Consider the following 16,055-nt stretch of genomic DNA (forward strand, 5'->3'; position numbering starts at 1 on the left):
TTTCCTTTGTTGGGGTTGGTGTGTTCACTTTAGGGCGAGCCCCTACAGCCGGAAACCACCGTCCCGCATAATCGGTTTTGCTCCAAACGCAAAGGCAAACCCGATGAAACACTTCCTGCCAGACCCTGCGGACCTGCGGTGGCTGGTTCGCTCACTCGACCTCAATTCGTTCTCTGCGGCCGCCCGGGAGCTGGACGTGGCAGTCTCAGTCGTGACCCGGGGTGTCAACCGCCTCGAAGCGGGGTACGGGGTGACTTTGTTACGCCGGTCCACGCATGGGCTGTCGGCGACTGCCGAAGGCCTGGAGTTGGCGCAGGAAGCGCGTGAACTGCTGGCGCGGATGGAGGACATCTCTGCCGCAGTGTCGAAACAGCGAAGTCGCGTGGCCGGCACGCTGCGGCTGGCCTCTAGCCAGGAGATCTGCGAGCAACTGATCGTGCCGCAATTGGTCCCGCTTCGTGCGCGATACCCGGACTTGCGTATCGAGGTGGTAGCCGATGACAGGGTTGCCGATCTCGTGACGGACGGGATCGATGTGGCCCTGCGCACCACAGTGGGCAATAGCGACGCTGTGGTCGCCCGTGCGCTTGGCTCCTTCGAACGCCGCCTGTATGCCTCGCCTGGCTATTTGCGCCAGCATGGGGAACCCGCCAGTCCGGATGAGTTGGGCGGGCATCAGACGGTAACCCATACCGCGCAAGGGCCAGTCATCACGTGGGCGTTCCGCAAGGCCGGACGGAAGGTCGAAGCCACTGTCAGGTCACAGCTCGCCATGAATACCACCGCCCTTGTGCATCACGCCCTGGTGGCTGGGGCGGGCATCGGCATGTTGTCGGTTCCGCTGGCTGCGGGGGACGTGACCAAGGGCCGTCTGGTGGAGGTCTTGTCGCCTTACGCTTCGGGTGTTACCCACACGATGTTCGCAGTGTCCCTGCCCAACCTGCGCAACGCGGCGCGCGTACGGGCCGTGATCGACTTCCTTCAGGCCGCCGCCCGCCGGCAGTGGGCCGTGACTTGCACCTAGCGGGGACCGGCCTTGAACTCCAGCACTTGGAACACTGCGCTTAAGGTTTGTTTTGATTCCTCATAACCTGCCCAGGAGGGGATGCAGACAAACGGACTATCAGGAGGTAGTTGACGTATTCGTGCCAAGACAGGATTCGAGCGGTCGAGCTCTACATCAAGTCCGGAAAACGCGTGAGGCCAATCATCCGTCAGCTGGGTTGCATGAATAAAGTCCTTCAGTTGGTGCTTTGAGCAAGCGCCGGCATGCGCATACCCTCATCCACAATCGTTAGCGGCAGTTCACCGGCACAGTTGCCGCGACCCGCCAGCGGGGCACACGCAGACAGCTGCCTGAACTCAGGCGCTGGCAGCGGCGTTTGCGCTTTTGCCTGCTGGTAGGGTGAGCCGCCGGTCGACCCTGCAGCCTGACCAGGCAGTAGTCCGGCCGTGATCAACAAGCTGCCGGGCGTGTAGTTGATCGTGTAGTTGCCATTGGCTGCCAGCAAACCCTGGTTGATCGCGTAATTGCCGGGCTGCTCGCCCGCCACGCGCTGCAACGCACCGCTCAGTACAGAGGCCGCGCTGTCGCCGGTGGCAAACGGTCCGGTGCTGTATGTCAGCAAAGGGTCTTGCGTATAGACCTGTTTGGCCTGGTTGTCCGCCACGACCGACAGAGACGCTGGCGTGATGACACCGCTGTTGTTGCCGACATAGCTGACGCTGTAGTTGTTGCCGCCATTGCCGTCGTTCATGACCAGTCCGGCGGCAGTCAGTGTCTTACCGCTTCCGGCATTTTTGTTGTCAAAGGTCTGCGTGGCCGCGCTGGCAACTGTGTCGTACAGCGCGCCGGTGATGACAGGCGCCGCTGCCGACGCGGTAGTGCCGTCGTAGACGCGGTTGTCGGCCTGCGCGGTCACGGTCAGCGCAGCAGGCGTAATGCTGGCGCTGGCCGCGGTCTGGTTAGTCATAGCGTAGTTGCCCGTATCGGCGCCGCTATAGCTGCTGCTAAGCGCCACGGTTTTTCCATTACCTACATGTTTGTTTGCAAAGGCGCCGGTGGCAGCAACCGTGACATCATCACCGCCGATCAGGCCGGCGTAGCTTGCACCCGTGGTGTTGACTGTCGCCGCAATGCTACCGTCATAAACCTTGTCGCTTGCCGTAATGCCACTGACGGTAAGCGCTTTAGGTGTAATGCTGGCCGTCGTCGTGATTTGGCCGGTGATGCTGTAGTTGCCAACATCAGCGCCACTGTAGCTGCTGGCCAGCGTGACGGTTTTACCGTTGGCTGCGTTTTTGTCGCCGAAGCTGCCGGTGGCACTGACTGTCAAGGAATCCCCGCTCACCAATCCCGCGTAGTTCGCGCCGCTGGCGTTGACGATAGCGGCGTTGTTGCCGTCATAGACCTTGTCGCCCACTGTAATGCCGCTGACGGTAAGTGCTTTTGGCGTAATGCTGGCGGTCGTCGTGGCTTGGCCTGTGATGCTGTAGTTGCCAACATCGGCGCCGCTGTAGCTGCTAGCGAGCGTGACGGTTTTTCCGTTGGCTACATTCTTGTCGGCGAAAGTCCCGGTAGCACTGACGCTGAGTACATCGCCGCCCACTAATCCCACGTAATTTGCACCGGTCGTATTGACGGTGGCGGTTGTGTTTCCGTCATAGACCTTGTCGGCAGCCGTGATGCCACTGACCGTCAAAGCCTTCGGTGTGATGTTGGCGGCGGTGGTGGCCTGGTCCGTGATGCTGTAGTTGCCGACATCGGCGCCGCTGTAATTGCTGGCCAGCGTCACGGTTTTGCCATTGGCCACGTTTTTGTCGCCGAAGCTGCCGGTGGCGTTGACTGTCAAGGCGTCGCCGCTCACCAATCCCGCGTAGCTTGCGCTGCCTGTGTTAACCGTAGCAGCAACGCTGCCGTCATAGACCTTGTCGTTTGCAGTGATGCCGCTGACCGTAAGCGCTTTAGGCGTGATGTTGGCCGTCGTCGTGCTTTGGCCGGTGACGCTGTAGTTACCGACGTCGGCGCCTGTGTAGCTGCTGGCCAACGTCACGGTTTTGCCATTGCCTGCATTCTTGTCGCCGAAGCTGCCGGTGGCACTGACTGCGAATACATCGCCGCTCACCAATCCCGCGTAATTTGCGCCCGCCGTGTTGACGGTAGCGACAGCGGTGCCGTCATAAACCTTATCGCTGGCCGTGATGCCGCTGACGGTAAGTGCTTTAGGCGTGATGCTGGCCGTCGTCGTGGCCTGGCCTGTGATAGCGTAGTTACCAACATCTGCGCCGGTGTAGCTGCTCGCGAGCGCGACGGTTTTGCTGTTGGCTACATTCTTGTCGGTGAAAGTCCCGGTGGCACTGACGCCAAGTACATCGCCAGTGACCAGGCCGGTGTAGCTTGCGCCGCCGCTATTAACGGTAGCGGTTGCGTTGCCGTCATAGACCTTATCACTGGCCGTGATGCCGCTGACGGTCAGTGCCTTGGGCGTGATGCTGGCCACCAGCCCGACCGGATTGCTGACGCTGTAATTGCCGGCGTCAGCGCCAGACAGCAGGCCGCTCCCGCTCAGGTTCACTGCCTTGGCATTGCCCACATTTTTATCGGCGAAGCTGCCCGTCACTCCGCTTAGACCCAGCGTCACAGCGTCGCCGCTTACCACTCCCGCCACCGCCGCCACACCCGTGTTCAGCGTGGCGGTGGTGTTGCCGTCGTACACCTTGTTGTCTGCAGTAAGCCCGCTGACCGTCAAGGCTTTAGGCGTGATGCTGGCGACCACCGCCGTCGGGCTGCTCACGCTGTAGTTGCCCGCATCAGTGCCAGACAACAAGCCCATGCCGCTTACTGCGACCGCCTTGCCGTTGCCTACGTTTTTATCGACAAAGTTGCCGGTAGCGCTGCTTAAATTAATGGCAACGTCATCGCTGCCCAGCACGCCAGACAACGTTGCCGCGCCGGTATTCAACGCGGCGATAGTGTTGCCGTCGTAGACCTTGTCGCTCGCCGTCACGCCGCTCACGGTGAGCGCGGCCGGCGTGATGGTCAGCAGGCCGCCCACGATGTCCAGCCCCTGCTGGTCGGAAAACGCGGTGTAGGTGCCGACGTTGCGGCCACTGGCGGCGGTGCCGGTGCGCGTGCCCGAGGGCGCCACCACGCTGCCGGCCTGCGTCGCCGCGTTGTACACCGCGCTCACATTGGACACGTTTTGCGCCACCAGAAAGTTGCGCAGCAGCGGGCCGGTCATGCCTTCGTAGATGCGCCAAACGGTGGACGTGCCGCCTGTGGCACCCACGTCCCATCCGGCAAAGGTGGCCTGCTGGCGCATCTGCGCGGTCGTGCGGCCGGTACCGGCAGCGCTGGCGGCCTGCCCGCTCGTGGCGGTGTCCCAGTAGCTGTTGGTGACCGTGCCGGAGGCCGAGCCGGCCAGCCCGCCCAGGGCGCTGGTGCCGCTGACGGCGCCGGTGGCGTAGGTCTTGTCCACCGTGCCGGCCACCACATCGCCGATCAAGCCGCCGACCTGGCTGCCACCGCTCACGCTGCCGCTCGCATAGGCGTCGCTGAGCGCGCCGCTGTTGCTCCCGATCAGGCCGCCCACCGCGGTGCCGGTGCCGGTGACGGCCCCCGACGCGTAGGCGCCGCGAATCACGCTGGCAGCGTCGGTGACCCCGACCAGGCCGCCCACGCCGCCGGCACCGACCACCTCTCCCGTGGCATAGACGTTCGAGGTGGGAACACCCCCGGTGTTGACGCTATGCCCGATCAGGCCGCCCACCCGGCTGCCGGCACCCTCCACCCGGCCGGTGGCGTAGGCATTGCTGAGCGTCGCCTCAGCCGATCCGATCAGGCCGCCGACATCGCTGTTGCCCGTGTCGGTCGCCCGCACGGAGCCTTCGGCGTGCACGTTGCTGATGACGCCCATGGTTTGCCCGAGCAGTCCGCCGACGTTCGTGAGGCCTTGCACGTTGCCGGTCGCCACCGCGTTGGAAAGCTGTGCGTCGGCGTTGCCGATCAGGCCCCCGACCGACCTGCGGCCCGTGACGTTGCCGGTGGCCCGGACGTCGGAGACCGTGCCGCCGGCGTACCCCGCCAGGCCGCCGACGTTCGCGCCGGAGACGAGGCTGTCGCCCGCGACCGCGCCGGTCGAACTCGACCGCGTCAGCGAGGTCCCTTCGAAGTTGCCGACCAGGCCGCCAACAAATGAATAGCCGCTCACGTCACCCGTCGCTTCCCCCTGGTCGATCGTCCCGCCGGCGACCCGCCCCACCAGGCCGCCGACGTTCGCGCCGGCATTGCCCACGGCGTTGCCTGTGTTGGTGACGGAGCCGGTGGCGGTGACGTTTCTGAGGTCGGCTCCCGTCGATCTGCCGATCAGCCCGCCGCTGTACTGCCGCTGGCTGGTGACGTTCGCGGTGGCGCGGGCGTTCTGGATGGCGCCGCCGCTGTGGTCGCCGATCAGTCCGCCGGTGTAATTGCCGGGTCCCTGCACGGTCACGGCGTCGGAGCGCGCGTCCGTCACCGCACCGGTGTTGCGTCCCACCAGGCCGCCCGTGTAGTCCCCGGTGGCGCTCACGTTGCCGGTCGCATAGACATTCGACAGCGCGCCAGTACTGTGCCCGACCAGCCCGCCGACGTACTGCGTGACGCCGGTGAGTCCCGTGGCCGTGACGGAGCCGGTGGCATACGAATTGGTGATGTCCCCCGAGTAGTTCTGGCCGACGAGGCCGCCAACCCCGGTATAGGTGGTGGTCGCGCCGCCGTCGGCCACCACCGCTCCGGTCGCGCTCGCCTGGGAGATGTTGCCGAAATTCCAGCCCACCAGGCCACCCACGTCGCGGGCCGCCCCGTTCACGCCCTGGCCGCCGAGCCTGCCGATGCCGTTGACGGTGCCGCTGGCGCTGACGTTGGTCAGGGTGGTGCCCGCGGTGAGCGCGTCGGCGTTGCCGTTCGCGCCCAGCAGCCCCCCCACGTGGGCGCGGCCCGTGACCGCGCCCGAAGCCCGCGCATTCTGCACGGTGGCGCCGCCGCTGAGGCGGCCCACCAGCCCGCCCACATAGTCGTAGTTGTTGCCCCCGTTGACCGCGCCGGAGGCCGACACGTCACGCAGCGTGGCCCCGTTGATGGCCTCGCCCACCAGGCCGCCAATCACCATGTCACCGCTGCTGGTCATGTTGATGGCCACCTGGGCGTGCGCATCCTGCAAGGTTCCCCCATTCAGGAAGCCCACCAGTCCACCGACGCTGGAGCCGGGACCTGCCAGCGTGCCTGAGGCACGCAGGTTGTGCAGCGTGGCATTGTTGGCGTCGCTGGCCAGTGCGCCTGCACCCGTAAAAGCATTGCCCGTCACGTTGACGAGGTCCAGGTTTCTGACCGTTCCGCCGATCACCGAGAACAAGCCCGTCATGCTCGTCGGCACCCAGAGCTTCAGGTTGCTGATGGCGTGGCCCAGACCGTCCATCACGCCGCCCAGCCCCGTCAGCGGCGAGGCACCCTTGTTGCCGTTCCAGCCCGCGGTCGCGCTGGCGTCGATGTCGGACCCCAGCGCATAACGCAGGCCGCCGTCTAGGTTGATGGACTGTAGGCCCGTAGTCGAGCCTTCGGTGCCAAGGGTGTTGATGACGATGTAGCCCTCGCCGTTGATCGTCAGGAAGCCCGTGCCCGCCCGGTCGAAACTCACGCGGCCGGCGAAGCCTGTCACCGGGTCCACCGGCACCTTCACCTTGCCGCCCGCGACGCGCGCATCGGTGCCGTTGGCGGTGCCGGTGTTCATGACCAGGGCCGAAGTGCCGGTGGCGTCCATCACGGCGCGGATGTTGATGTCGCGCGCAGCGGTCAGCGTCAGCGTGTTGGCGGCCCAGCTCACGTTGTCGTTGACGTGGATGTCGCCGTTGCCCGCCGCGTTGCTGCCGCTGCTGGACAGGATGGTGACGTCGCTGTTGGCCAGGTTGGCGGAGAGCGTGGCGCCGCTGATGTCGCCGCCGCTGGCGGCGATGGTGAAGTCCGCCGGGTCGATCAACCAGGTGCCGGTTTTGCTCTGCGCGGCGCGCGTGCTGACGCGTGTGCCTTCAGCCACTTTGACATGCGCGCCCGAGGTGTCGACAAAGCCGCCGTCGCCGCCGGTGGGCGCGGAAGCGTCCAGCGTGCCGCCCACCTGCACCGTGCCGCCGTTGAAGCCGCCCAGCAGCTTGATGACACCGCCGCGGTTTTCCAGCGTGCGCGCCTGGATGACGCCGGTGTTGTTGACCACGGTGCCGGCCAGCGCGTCGGCGGCTTTGGCGGTCAGCAGGGCGGTGCCACCGTCTGCCTGTATCAGTCCGCCGTTGTGCGCCAGTGCGTTGACAGCGCCTTCGTCGACCGCGAGTTTCAGGAGGCCGTCTCCTGCGAAGTCGAGCGTGACCTGCTTGCCGGCGGCCAGGGCCACCGTACCCAGGTTGGCCACCAGCGTGCCGGTGTTGCTGACCTGGCCGCCAATCAGCGCGATGCTGCCGCCGTCGGCCGCGCGTATCGTGCCCTCGTTGCGCACGCTGCCGCCACCACTGCCGTTGGCGCGCAGCACATAGCGTCCGGCCATGAAATCGGCGTCGCTCATGCCCAGGGTCGAGGCCACCAACCCGCCGACGCTGACCTGCGCGCTTTGGCCAAACAACACGCCGTTCGGGTTGAGCAAAAACACCTGCCCATTCGCATTGAGCCGGCCCAGGATCTGGCTGGCCTCAGTGCCCAGCACGCGATTGAGTGCAACGGCATTCGATCCGGGCTGCACGAAATTGACGCTCTCGTTGCCGGCAACGCCGAAGCTCTGCCAGTTGATGGCAAGTTTGGGTGTGGTCTGGGTGATGGTGGTGGTGTTGCCGCTTTGCGTGATGCCACCCTGGCCCGCGCTGACCTGGCCACCCGTGGGAGCGGCCAGCGCCTGCGCCGCTGCCAAGCCGGCGGCAAGGGCCAACGCGCGGAGCTTGCGTTCACGCTTGCCCAGGCTGCGTTTGCCCTTGCCGCTGGCTGTTTCGGCCACGGCTTCAAAGCAGGCACCGGCTTCGTTCCAGATGACGCTGTAGGTGTGGTTCATGGCGGTTTTTCCTTCGGTTGTGAATCAAATCGGGCTGCAGCCCTTTCAGGACGTGCGCAAGCAGCTATCAAATATGTAGCGCGAAATAGGCGGTGCGTTGGCCACTCAAAAACTCCTGGACACCTGCAGCCACAGCCGGCTGCTGCGATCCGGCTCGGCGGTGGCCGGGCCGCCGTGCAGCTTGCGTGCGTAAAAGAAGCGTGCGCTCCAGCCGTCGGCATGCGCCCAGTTCAGGCCCAGACCGGCACCCGACAGGCTTCGCCGGTTTGATGCGCCAACGCCGGACAACGGCTGCTCATTGCCGTAGCCAACGGCCGCGTCGTAAAAGCCGACCAGCTGCCAGCCGGCGCCCAGCGGGTATTGCAGTTCCAGCGTCAGCAGGCTGGCGCGGTCTGACGGCGCTTCGCCCTGCGGGTAGGCGCGCACGGCGCCAGCGCCGCCAAGCGGCAGCTTTTCGGACGAGTCCAGGTTCTTGCTGGGCCACTGGCCGGTATAGGAGACCAGCAAGTTGGCCTTGCCGACGCTTTGCTGGCGCATGGCCAGCAGGCCCAGCTTGCCGAAGCTGCCGGCGCTGCGCACGGTAGCCTCGTCGATGGCCAATGCGTCGGCACTGTTAATAGCCAGTTGGCCGCGCGTGTAAGTGGCCGAAAACCCCCAGACGCCACCGCCAACCCAGCCGTCGCGTGCGTCACCGGAAAGGCCAAGATTGAGCAGGTTCAGATGCTTGTCATCGGCCGAACCGACGAGGTCGATGCGGTCGCGCAGGCGCTTGTGCTCGGCACTGACTTGTGCGTTCAGGTTGTGCAGGCGTGAGCGCAGCACCGGGTGCGCGGCGAACAGGGTGGCTATGGAGGCGTCGCCGTGTGCGTCCAGGTTTGCAAACTCCCCGCCCAGGCGGTACCTCATCACCGAGACGGCAGCGCCCGCGCGCGTGCCGTTACCGCCCACCGGTAACTGCCACCCCAGGCGCGCATAGTTCATATCGCTCCCGGCGGTCAATGCGCGCAGGGACACCAGGTCGCCCAGGCCGGCCGGGTTGTTGAAGTACAGGCTGGCGCCTACCCGTTCGCGGCCGGTGGCGCGGCTGCCGAAATTGTCGGCCTCCAGCAAGCCCGTGACAGCCGGCCCCCGCTCAACGTCCACCACCAGTTCGCTGGTGCCCACCGACGCGCCGGGCTGCAGGGTCGAGCGCACCGCGATGCCGGGCACGTCGGCTGCCAGCAGCAGCGAACGCTCCAGTGCTGCGTCGTTCACCAGCTCGCCCGGCACCAGCGCGGCCAGTGGCAGCGGCGCGGGCAACTCGCCCTGAGGCTTCACGGTGATGGCGCCATAACGGCCCTCCACGACGGCGATTTTCACCACACCATCCTGGATGTCCTGCTGGGGCAGGTAGGCGCGCGCCACCGTATAGCCGTGCTGGCGATAAAAGCGGCTCAGGCGCACCGCCAGTTCCTCGAGACCGGCGAAGTCAAGCTCACGGCCGATGGCGTCCTGCAGCACCGTGAGCAGGTCTGCTTCAGAAAAAGCGGTGGCCCCCGAAATTTTTATCTGCGCCACCCGCACCTGGATTGCAGCATCCTCCGGTGATGCCTGTGGCATCGGGGATGCCGCGGCCGGTGCTGCAGGCAGCACAGCCGGCGCATCTTCGCGAGGCACGGGAGCCGCAGGCCTGAGTTGCTGCAACACATTGCCGGCATCGGGAGGGCTGGCCGCCGCTGCAGGCTCCAGCCCGGCCAGGCACGCGGCTCCGCACAACAGCGCCGCGGCGCGGCGCACGGGCCAGGGAGAGGCGTAAAAGCCCTGACGCAGCGGCAGCGAAGCGCCTGTCGTGGATCGGGTAGTGGTTTGCATGCCGCGTATGGTGTCGGGCCGGGAAGGCAATTGCCTCCCCTGATTCGGGGAGACGGTCCGAATTTTTTTGCGGTCAAATAGGCGCACCCGCTAAGATTCACGGCGGCGTCAGCCCCAACAACAACTGAAAGAATCAAGCGCATCCATGTCCATCCTGACCGTGACCCTGGTGGAAGACGACACACCAATTCGCGAGGAATTCGCGCGCATGGTGCGTGAAGATGTTGGCCTCAGGCTGCTGGAGGCGGTGGGTTCCTGCGCTGAGGCACGGCGCAGCTTTTCATTTGCCCAGCCGGACGTTGCGCTGATTGATTTGGGCCTGCCCGACGGCGACGGCACCGAACTAATCGCCGACCTGGCCAGCCGCTCGCGCCACACCAGCATCCTGGTGGTGACCATCTTCGGTGACGAGGCCCACGTAGTGCGCGCCCTGCAGGCGGGCGCCCACGGCTACCTGCTCAAAGACACGCCGACCGCGGAATTCGGCCGTGCGATCCGCGCCGTGAGCGAAGGCGCAGCCCCGCTTTCGCCGCAGGTGGCGCGCTATCTTCTGCGCAGCTTCGCCGCACCACGGACAGAGGCACAGCGCTGGCTGATGGAGCCGCTGACCCCTCGCGAAAAAGACGTGCTGACGGCCATCTCGCAAGGCCTTTCGGTGCCCGAAACAGCGCGGCACCTCGACGTCGCGCCGTCTACCGTAGCCGCCCATATCAAGAGCATTTACGGCAAGCTGGCCGTGCACTCGCGCGTCGAAGCCGTGAACCAGGCGCGTGCCCGGGGACTGATCTGAATGCGATTGCAGGGCATATGGGCCGCGCTATGCGCCTGCGCCACGCTGATGCTGGCGGCGCCGTCCTGGAGCGCCACGGCGGCCACCCTGGAACGGGCGGTGGTCGTAACTGTAGACGCAGGGCGCCCCGCCGAAGTCGATTTCAGCAAGGCTTCGCCCGTCACGCTGCCCGACAACTGGCGCCGCAGCCGCCCTGGTTTTGACGGCGTCGCCTGGTATTCGATCGCGCTCGACGCCCCTCTGAAGGCCGCCGGCGCTACCGGCCCGGAGCATGAACTTGTGCTCGTCGTGCCGCGTGTGGCTGACCTGGGCGAGTTCTGGCTCAACGGCGAACGGCTGGACCTTGGCACGGGCAACGGATTTACCCGCAACCGCGCGCTGTGGGTGCCCCTCGGAGGCCACGTACTCAAGCCCTCGGGCAACCTGCTGCAGGTGCGCGTCAGCGGCAGCGCCGACACCCGCGGCGGACTTTCGCGCATGAGCCTGGGAACCACTGCGGCTGTAGGGCCGGCCTTCCAGGTGCGCCGTTTCCTGCAAAGCATCGCCCCCACGATGCTGATGTTCGCGGTGCCCATCTGCCTGTTCGGCGCCATCCCGCTGTGGTTCAAGACGCGCCGCTACATCCACCTGCTGTTCGTGCTGCTGTGCCTGAGCTGGATGCCGCGGGCACTGGTGATGCTCGCGCCTGAAGCCGGGCCGCCCGGCCCCGAATCCCTGCTGTTTGCGCTGGCCAGCACCCTGGTGTCCAACACGCTCATGATCATGCTGCTGCTGGAGTACAGCCACTGGACCAGCCCGCCCTGGAAGCGCTACCTCAAAGTGCTCTACGGGGTCATCGCGCTGTCTTTCGCAGCGGGCGTCGCCGCCTACCTGAAGGGCGACATGCGGCCCAACGTCGCGGCCGTGCTGCACTGGCCGTATTTCGCCCTGACCATCGCCGTGGTGCTGGCCCAGGTTCACAGGGCTTGGCGCACACGCCGGCGCAACGAAGTGTTCCTGGCCGTGACGCTGATCCTCTGGTGGGCCGCGGTGCTGCAGGACCTGGCCATTCCCGCCGACCTGAACGCCTTCGACAGCTTCTTCATGGCCCCAGTGGCCGCACTACTGGTGCTGGCCACCCTGGTCGCGCGCACGCTCGAGGGCCTGGCGCTGCACAGGGCCAGCGCCGAAGAAGAGATCAACCTTGCGGTCGCCGGCGTCAGCACAGCGCACGGGCAGGCCCTGGAAGAAATGCGCGCGGAATTCGACCGCCGCAAGGCCGAGGAGCGCCAGGCCGTGATCGCCGCCGAGCGTACCCGGCTGCTGCACGACCTGCACGACGGCATGGGCAGCCAGCTGATCACCGCGCTGCGGATGACCCGCCGCGACGAGGTGCCGCGAGAGGAAGTCGCGCGCGTGATTGAGGACTCCCTGGAAGACATGCGGCTCATCATCGATTCGCTGGACCTTGAGGAAAGCGACCTGCTGCCCCTGCTGGCCAACTTGCGTTATCGGCTGGAGCCGCGGCTCAACGCCATCGGGGTTGGTTTGCAGTGGCAAGTGGGGCCGTTGCCGGAGATGGACTACCTGACACCTGAGACAGGCCTATCCATCCTGCGCACGCTCCAGGAGGCCATCAACAATGCAGTGCGCCATGGCGCGGCCAAAACCATCACCGTTCGCGCACGTGACACCGCCAGCACCGTGGAACTGTCCGTCACAGATGACGGCTGCGGCTTCGACACGCACGCCGTTCCCGCACCCGGCAAGACCCAACGCGGCCTGGCCGCGATGCGAATGCGTGCACAAAAACTGGCGGGCCAGGTCCGCATTTCCAGTGGCACACATGGAACCTGCGTGACGCTGGAGCTTCCGTTAAGACGTTGAGACGGCACCCTTCAACCGCATACACAAAACTTTGGTACGAAGCTTGAGCTGCCCTCTTCTTACGACACTCTTGTGGGCTGCGAGTCCGGCGCCTTGACCGACGCGAGCACGCGGTCGACCATCACGCCTGCCTGGCCCAGGTTATTCATCGGATCGCAGAACGAGGCCAGCTGCTCCCGTGTCACGTGCTTCTTGATTTCGGGATGCTCCGCCAGCAAATCGATCAGTGGGCGCTTTTGCTGGAGGGCGTCACGGCAGATGTCGTAGACCAGGTCGTGCGCGTATTCACGCCCGATGTAGGGGCCCAGGCCCATCATCACGGCCTCCGACATCACGAGGCCGTGAGTCATGTCGATGTTGCGGCGCATCTGCGCTGCATCGACTTCCAGACCCGCGAGGATGAACTTCGTCTGCTTGAGTGCGCCCGAGATCAGGCAGAAAATCTCGGGCATCGCCACCCATTCGATTTCCCAGGGGCCGGTGGAGCGTTCATGGTCGGCGACCATCGCGTCCATCAGCGATGCGGCCAGCTGGCGCACCACGGAGATGTTGGCGTGGATGTAGAGGCAGGAGATCGGGTTGCGCTTTTGCGGCATGGTTGACGAGGAGCCGCGGCCGGGCGCGAAGGGCTCGAACACTTCCGCGACTTCGGTCTGCATCAGCAGCTTCACGTCCATCGCGATCTTTCCGAGCGATCCACCGACGATGCCGAGGAAGGCACCAACTTCAGCGAAGTTGTCGCGCACGGTATGCCATGAGATCAGTGGTTGCCCGAGGCCGAGTTCCTTCATGAGGCCGGCCTGGGTTTCCATTGCGCCTTTTTCAAGCGAGGACAGCGTGCCCGACGCGCCGCCGAACTCGCCGACCAGCACCCGCGGCTTGAGCTGCGTGAGGCGCTCGCGGTGGCGCTCGATGCCCGCAAGGATGCTGGCCATCTTGTAGCCGAAAGTGATGGGCGTCGCCTGCTGCAGATTGCTGCGGCCGATGATCGGCGTGTCGCGGTGGTCGCGCGCCAGTTTGGCGAGCGAGGCCGAGATGTCCGCGAGATCGGCCTCGACCAGCGCGAGGCCCTCGCGTATCTGCAGCACGGCGGCCGTGTCGGTGATGTCCTGCGTGGTGGCGCCCCAATGGCAGTATTCGCCCAGGCCGTCCTTGCAATGCGCGTTGATCTGGTTGACCACGGCGATGATCGGGTAGCCGATCTGCTCGGTCTTGGCCTTGAGTTTGACCCAGTCGATCTGGCTGGGCTCGCAGTTCTTCACGATCTCTTCAGCCGCCTCTTTGGGAATGATGCCGAGGGCGCCCTGGACCTTGGCGAGCGCGCGCTCGATGTCCAGGTATTTGGCGGTGCGGTTCTCGTCTGACCAGACATGCCGCATGGCGGCATCGCTGAACATGTCGCCGAAAATTTTTGAGTCGATGATGGTTGCGGACATAGGTTCTCCGTTAGGTTATGTATCTTGTGAAAAATCAGGGGTGCGTGCAGCCAGGGCCACGATGCGCTCGGCCTTGAGGACAACCGGGCGATCGACCATCTTCCCGTCGAGCTGGATGACGCCGCCACCGGCGGCGCGCGAGGCGCTCAGGATGCGCTGAGCCCAGGCCTGCTCTTCAGCACCGGGTTGCAACGCGCGGTGTACGGCGGCAACCTGAGCGGGGTGTATGCACATCTTGGCGCCGAAACCGAGACAGCGTGCCTGCGCCATGTCGGCGGCAACCCGGTCCGCATCGATGTCGGGCGTGACGCCAGCCACGGGCGAGGGCAAACCCGCGGCGCGTGAGGCAATGGCAAGCTGGATCGCGGCGTGCTGCAACGCCGGGCTGTCGGCGGGAATGTCAAGGTCGGCCATGTAGTCGAGCGAACCGAAGGCCAGGCGTGCGATGCCGGGTGCGGTGGCAAGGTCGAAGGCGGCCAGCAGGCCGCGCGCTGTTTCGACCAGCGGCAACACGGTGGTACCCGCATCGAGCGAACCAAGGACGTCAGCTACCTGCCGTCTGCTTTCGCATTTCGGAAACATGACGCAGATCGCTCGAACCTGTCGCAGGAGCTGCAGATCGTCTGCGTACCAGTCCGTGCTCGCGTCGTTGATACGGATCAACAGCTTGCCGCGAATCTCCTCGTTGGCGGAGGGCATCCACGCCGCGATGGCTTCGCGCGCGGCAGTCTTGTCGGAGGGCGAGACCGCGTCTTCCAGGTCGATGATGACGCGGTCCGCGCCCGAGGCCAGCGCCTTCGCGAATCGCTCGGGCCGGTGGCCCGGCACGAACAGGTAGCTCAGCGGCACGGCGGGCGGCATGCTCATACCGCGCCTTCCTCGCGCAGCTGGGCAATCTGTTCGGTGCCGTAGCCGAAGTGGCTCAGGATCGCGTCCGTGTGTTGGCCCAGCGCGGGCACAGCGTCCATGCGCGGGGCGCCATGTTGCCAGGAACCGGGCGGCAACATGGCGGGCACGGCGCCGGCCGGGGTATCGATTTCACGCCAGCGCGCGCGCGCTTCGAGTTGCGGATGTTTCCACAGCTCACTCATGGTGTTGACTTGCGCGTTAGCCACACCAGCGGTTTCCAGCCGCTCGACGACTTGGGCGGCGGTCAAGGTGCTGAAGGCTTCAACAATGATTGACGAGAGTTCGCCCCGGGCGGCGCTGCGCTGTGCGTTGCCGGCGAAACGCGGGTCGCTGGCAAGCGCGGGCTGCAGCAGCACTTTTTCGCAAAACACCTTCCACTCGCGTTCGTTCTGCAGGCCCATCATCACGGTCTTGCCGTCACCGGCCAGAAACGGGCCGTATGGATAGATGGTCGCGTGGCTGGCACCCGTGCGCTGGGGCGGCGCCGCGCCTTCGAAGGCGTAGTAGAGCGGGTAGCTCATCCACTCCGACAGCGACTCGAGCATCGAGATGTCGATGCGCTGACCCTCACCGGTCTGCCGACGGTGCATGAGCGCGCCCAGGATGTTGGTGTAGGCATACATGCCGGCGGCGATGTCGGCGATGGACGGACCGGCCTTGGACGGTGTGTCGGGCGTACCGGTTACCGAGACGAAGCCAGCCTCGCTCTGGATCAGCAGGTCATAGGCTTTTTTGTCGCGGTAAGGGCCGTCGTCGCCATACCCCGAGATGTCGCACACGATGATGCCAGGCTTGCGCTTGGCCAACGCCTCGTACGACAGGCCGAGCCGTGCGGCAGCGCCCGGCGCGAGGTTTTGTACCACGACATCGGCCTCTTCAATGATCAGGCGCATGAGGATCTTCTGCGCCTCCTCGTGCTTGACGTCCAGCGTCAAGCTCTCCTTTGAGCGGTTGGTCCAGACGAAGTGCGACGCCAGGCCCCGCACGCGGCTGTCGTAGGCCCGCGCGAAATCGCCCACACCAGGGCGCTCGACCTTGATGACACGCGCCCCCATGTCGGCGAGTTGCCGTGTGGCGAAGGGCGCTGCGATGGCGTGTTCGAGCGTAACGACGGTGATTCCCTTGAGCGGTTGCATGGCGTCT

8 protein-coding genes are annotated in these 16,055 nt (G+C 65.5%); 3 read left to right on the top strand and 5 right to left on the bottom strand.

All coding sequences use genetic code 11. The features are described from left to right. Positions 1-103: 103 nt before the first annotated feature. Positions 104-1,024 (top strand): LysR family transcriptional regulator, encoded by a 921-nt coding sequence (locus tag AC1D11_RS07140; RefSeq protein ID WP_477647604.1) that lies wholly within the window; start codon positions 104-106, stop codon positions 1,022-1,024. A gap of 217 nt (positions 1,025-1,241) precedes the next feature. Here the strand turns inward: AC1D11_RS07140 and AC1D11_RS07145 are convergent, their stop codons facing one another. Both AC1D11_RS07145 and AC1D11_RS07150 read right to left on the bottom strand, forming a co-directional pair. Further along, on the bottom strand, positions 1,242-8,060 hold the full coding sequence (locus AC1D11_RS07145; protein WP_477650983.1) for a YDG domain-containing protein: 6,819 nt from the start codon (positions 8,058-8,060) through the stop codon (positions 1,242-1,244). Positions 8,061-8,165: 105 nt separating this feature from the next. Next, complete coding sequence (locus AC1D11_RS07150; RefSeq protein ID WP_477647606.1) at positions 8,166-9,911, bottom strand: ShlB/FhaC/HecB family hemolysin secretion/activation protein; 1,746 nt, start codon at positions 9,909-9,911, stop codon at positions 8,166-8,168. 145 nt (positions 9,912-10,056) lie between these two features. On the opposite strand from AC1D11_RS07150, the gene AC1D11_RS07155 reads away from it, so the two are divergent. Then, the gene (locus AC1D11_RS07155) at positions 10,057-10,701 is read left to right on the top strand and encodes a response regulator (RefSeq protein ID WP_477647607.1); all 645 of its coding nucleotides are present in this window, start codon (positions 10,057-10,059) and stop codon (positions 10,699-10,701) included. Next, entirely contained in the window at positions 10,702-12,567 is a 1,866-nt protein-coding gene (locus AC1D11_RS07160) for a sensor histidine kinase (protein WP_477647608.1), read from the top strand. A 59-nt stretch (positions 12,568-12,626) separates the two neighbouring features. Here AC1D11_RS07160 and AC1D11_RS07165 read toward each other — a convergent pair whose 3' ends face one another. Genes AC1D11_RS07165 through AC1D11_RS07175 form a run of 3 tightly spaced genes read right to left on the bottom strand, consistent with a single transcriptional unit; the run spans position 12,627 to position 16,048 of the window. Continuing rightward, positions 12,627-14,003, bottom strand: coding sequence for a class-II fumarase/aspartase family protein (locus AC1D11_RS07165; protein ID WP_477647609.1), 1,377 nt, complete (start codon positions 14,001-14,003; stop codon positions 12,627-12,629). Between the two features lie 15 nt (positions 14,004-14,018). After that, positions 14,019-14,870, bottom strand: a complete 852-nt coding sequence (locus tag AC1D11_RS07170; protein WP_477647610.1) for an HpcH/HpaI aldolase/citrate lyase family protein — start codon at positions 14,868-14,870, stop codon at positions 14,019-14,021. Then, a complete protein-coding gene (locus tag AC1D11_RS07175; protein WP_477647611.1) occupies positions 14,867-16,048 on the bottom strand; it encodes a CaiB/BaiF CoA transferase family protein in 1,182 nt (393 codons plus the stop codon). Before AC1D11_RS07175 ends, AC1D11_RS07170 begins: the two co-directional genes overlap by 4 nt. Positions 16,049-16,055 lie beyond the last annotated feature (7 nt).

It is taken from the genome of Polaromonas sp. P1_E11, assembly GCF_056405995.1.

What these genes read in the sequence shown, in the direction of transcription:
- AC1D11_RS07140 (WP_477647604.1), top strand. Translation starts at nt 104, where the DNA reads ATGAAACACTTCCTGCCAGACCCTGCGGACCTGCGGTGGCTGGTTCGC.
- AC1D11_RS07145 (WP_477650983.1), bottom strand. Translation starts at nt 8,060, where the DNA reads ATGAACCACACCTACAGCGTCATCTGGAACGAAGCCGGTGCCTGCTTT.
- AC1D11_RS07155 (WP_477647607.1), top strand. Translation starts at nt 10,057, where the DNA reads ATGTCCATCCTGACCGTGACCCTGGTGGAAGACGACACACCAATTCGC.
- AC1D11_RS07160 (WP_477647608.1), top strand. Translation starts at nt 10,702, where the DNA reads ATGCGATTGCAGGGCATATGGGCCGCGCTATGCGCCTGCGCCACGCTG.
- AC1D11_RS07175 (WP_477647611.1), bottom strand. Translation starts at nt 16,048, where the DNA reads ATGCAACCGCTCAAGGGAATCACCGTCGTTACGCTCGAACACGCCATC.
- AC1D11_RS07150 (WP_477647606.1), bottom strand. Translation starts at nt 9,911, where the DNA reads ATGCAAACCACTACCCGATCCACGACAGGCGCTTCGCTGCCGCTGCGT.
- AC1D11_RS07170 (WP_477647610.1), bottom strand. Translation starts at nt 14,870, where the DNA reads ATGAGCATGCCGCCCGCCGTGCCGCTGAGCTACCTGTTCGTGCCGGGC.
- AC1D11_RS07165 (WP_477647609.1), bottom strand. Translation starts at nt 14,003, where the DNA reads ATGTCCGCAACCATCATCGACTCAAAAATTTTCGGCGACATGTTCAGC.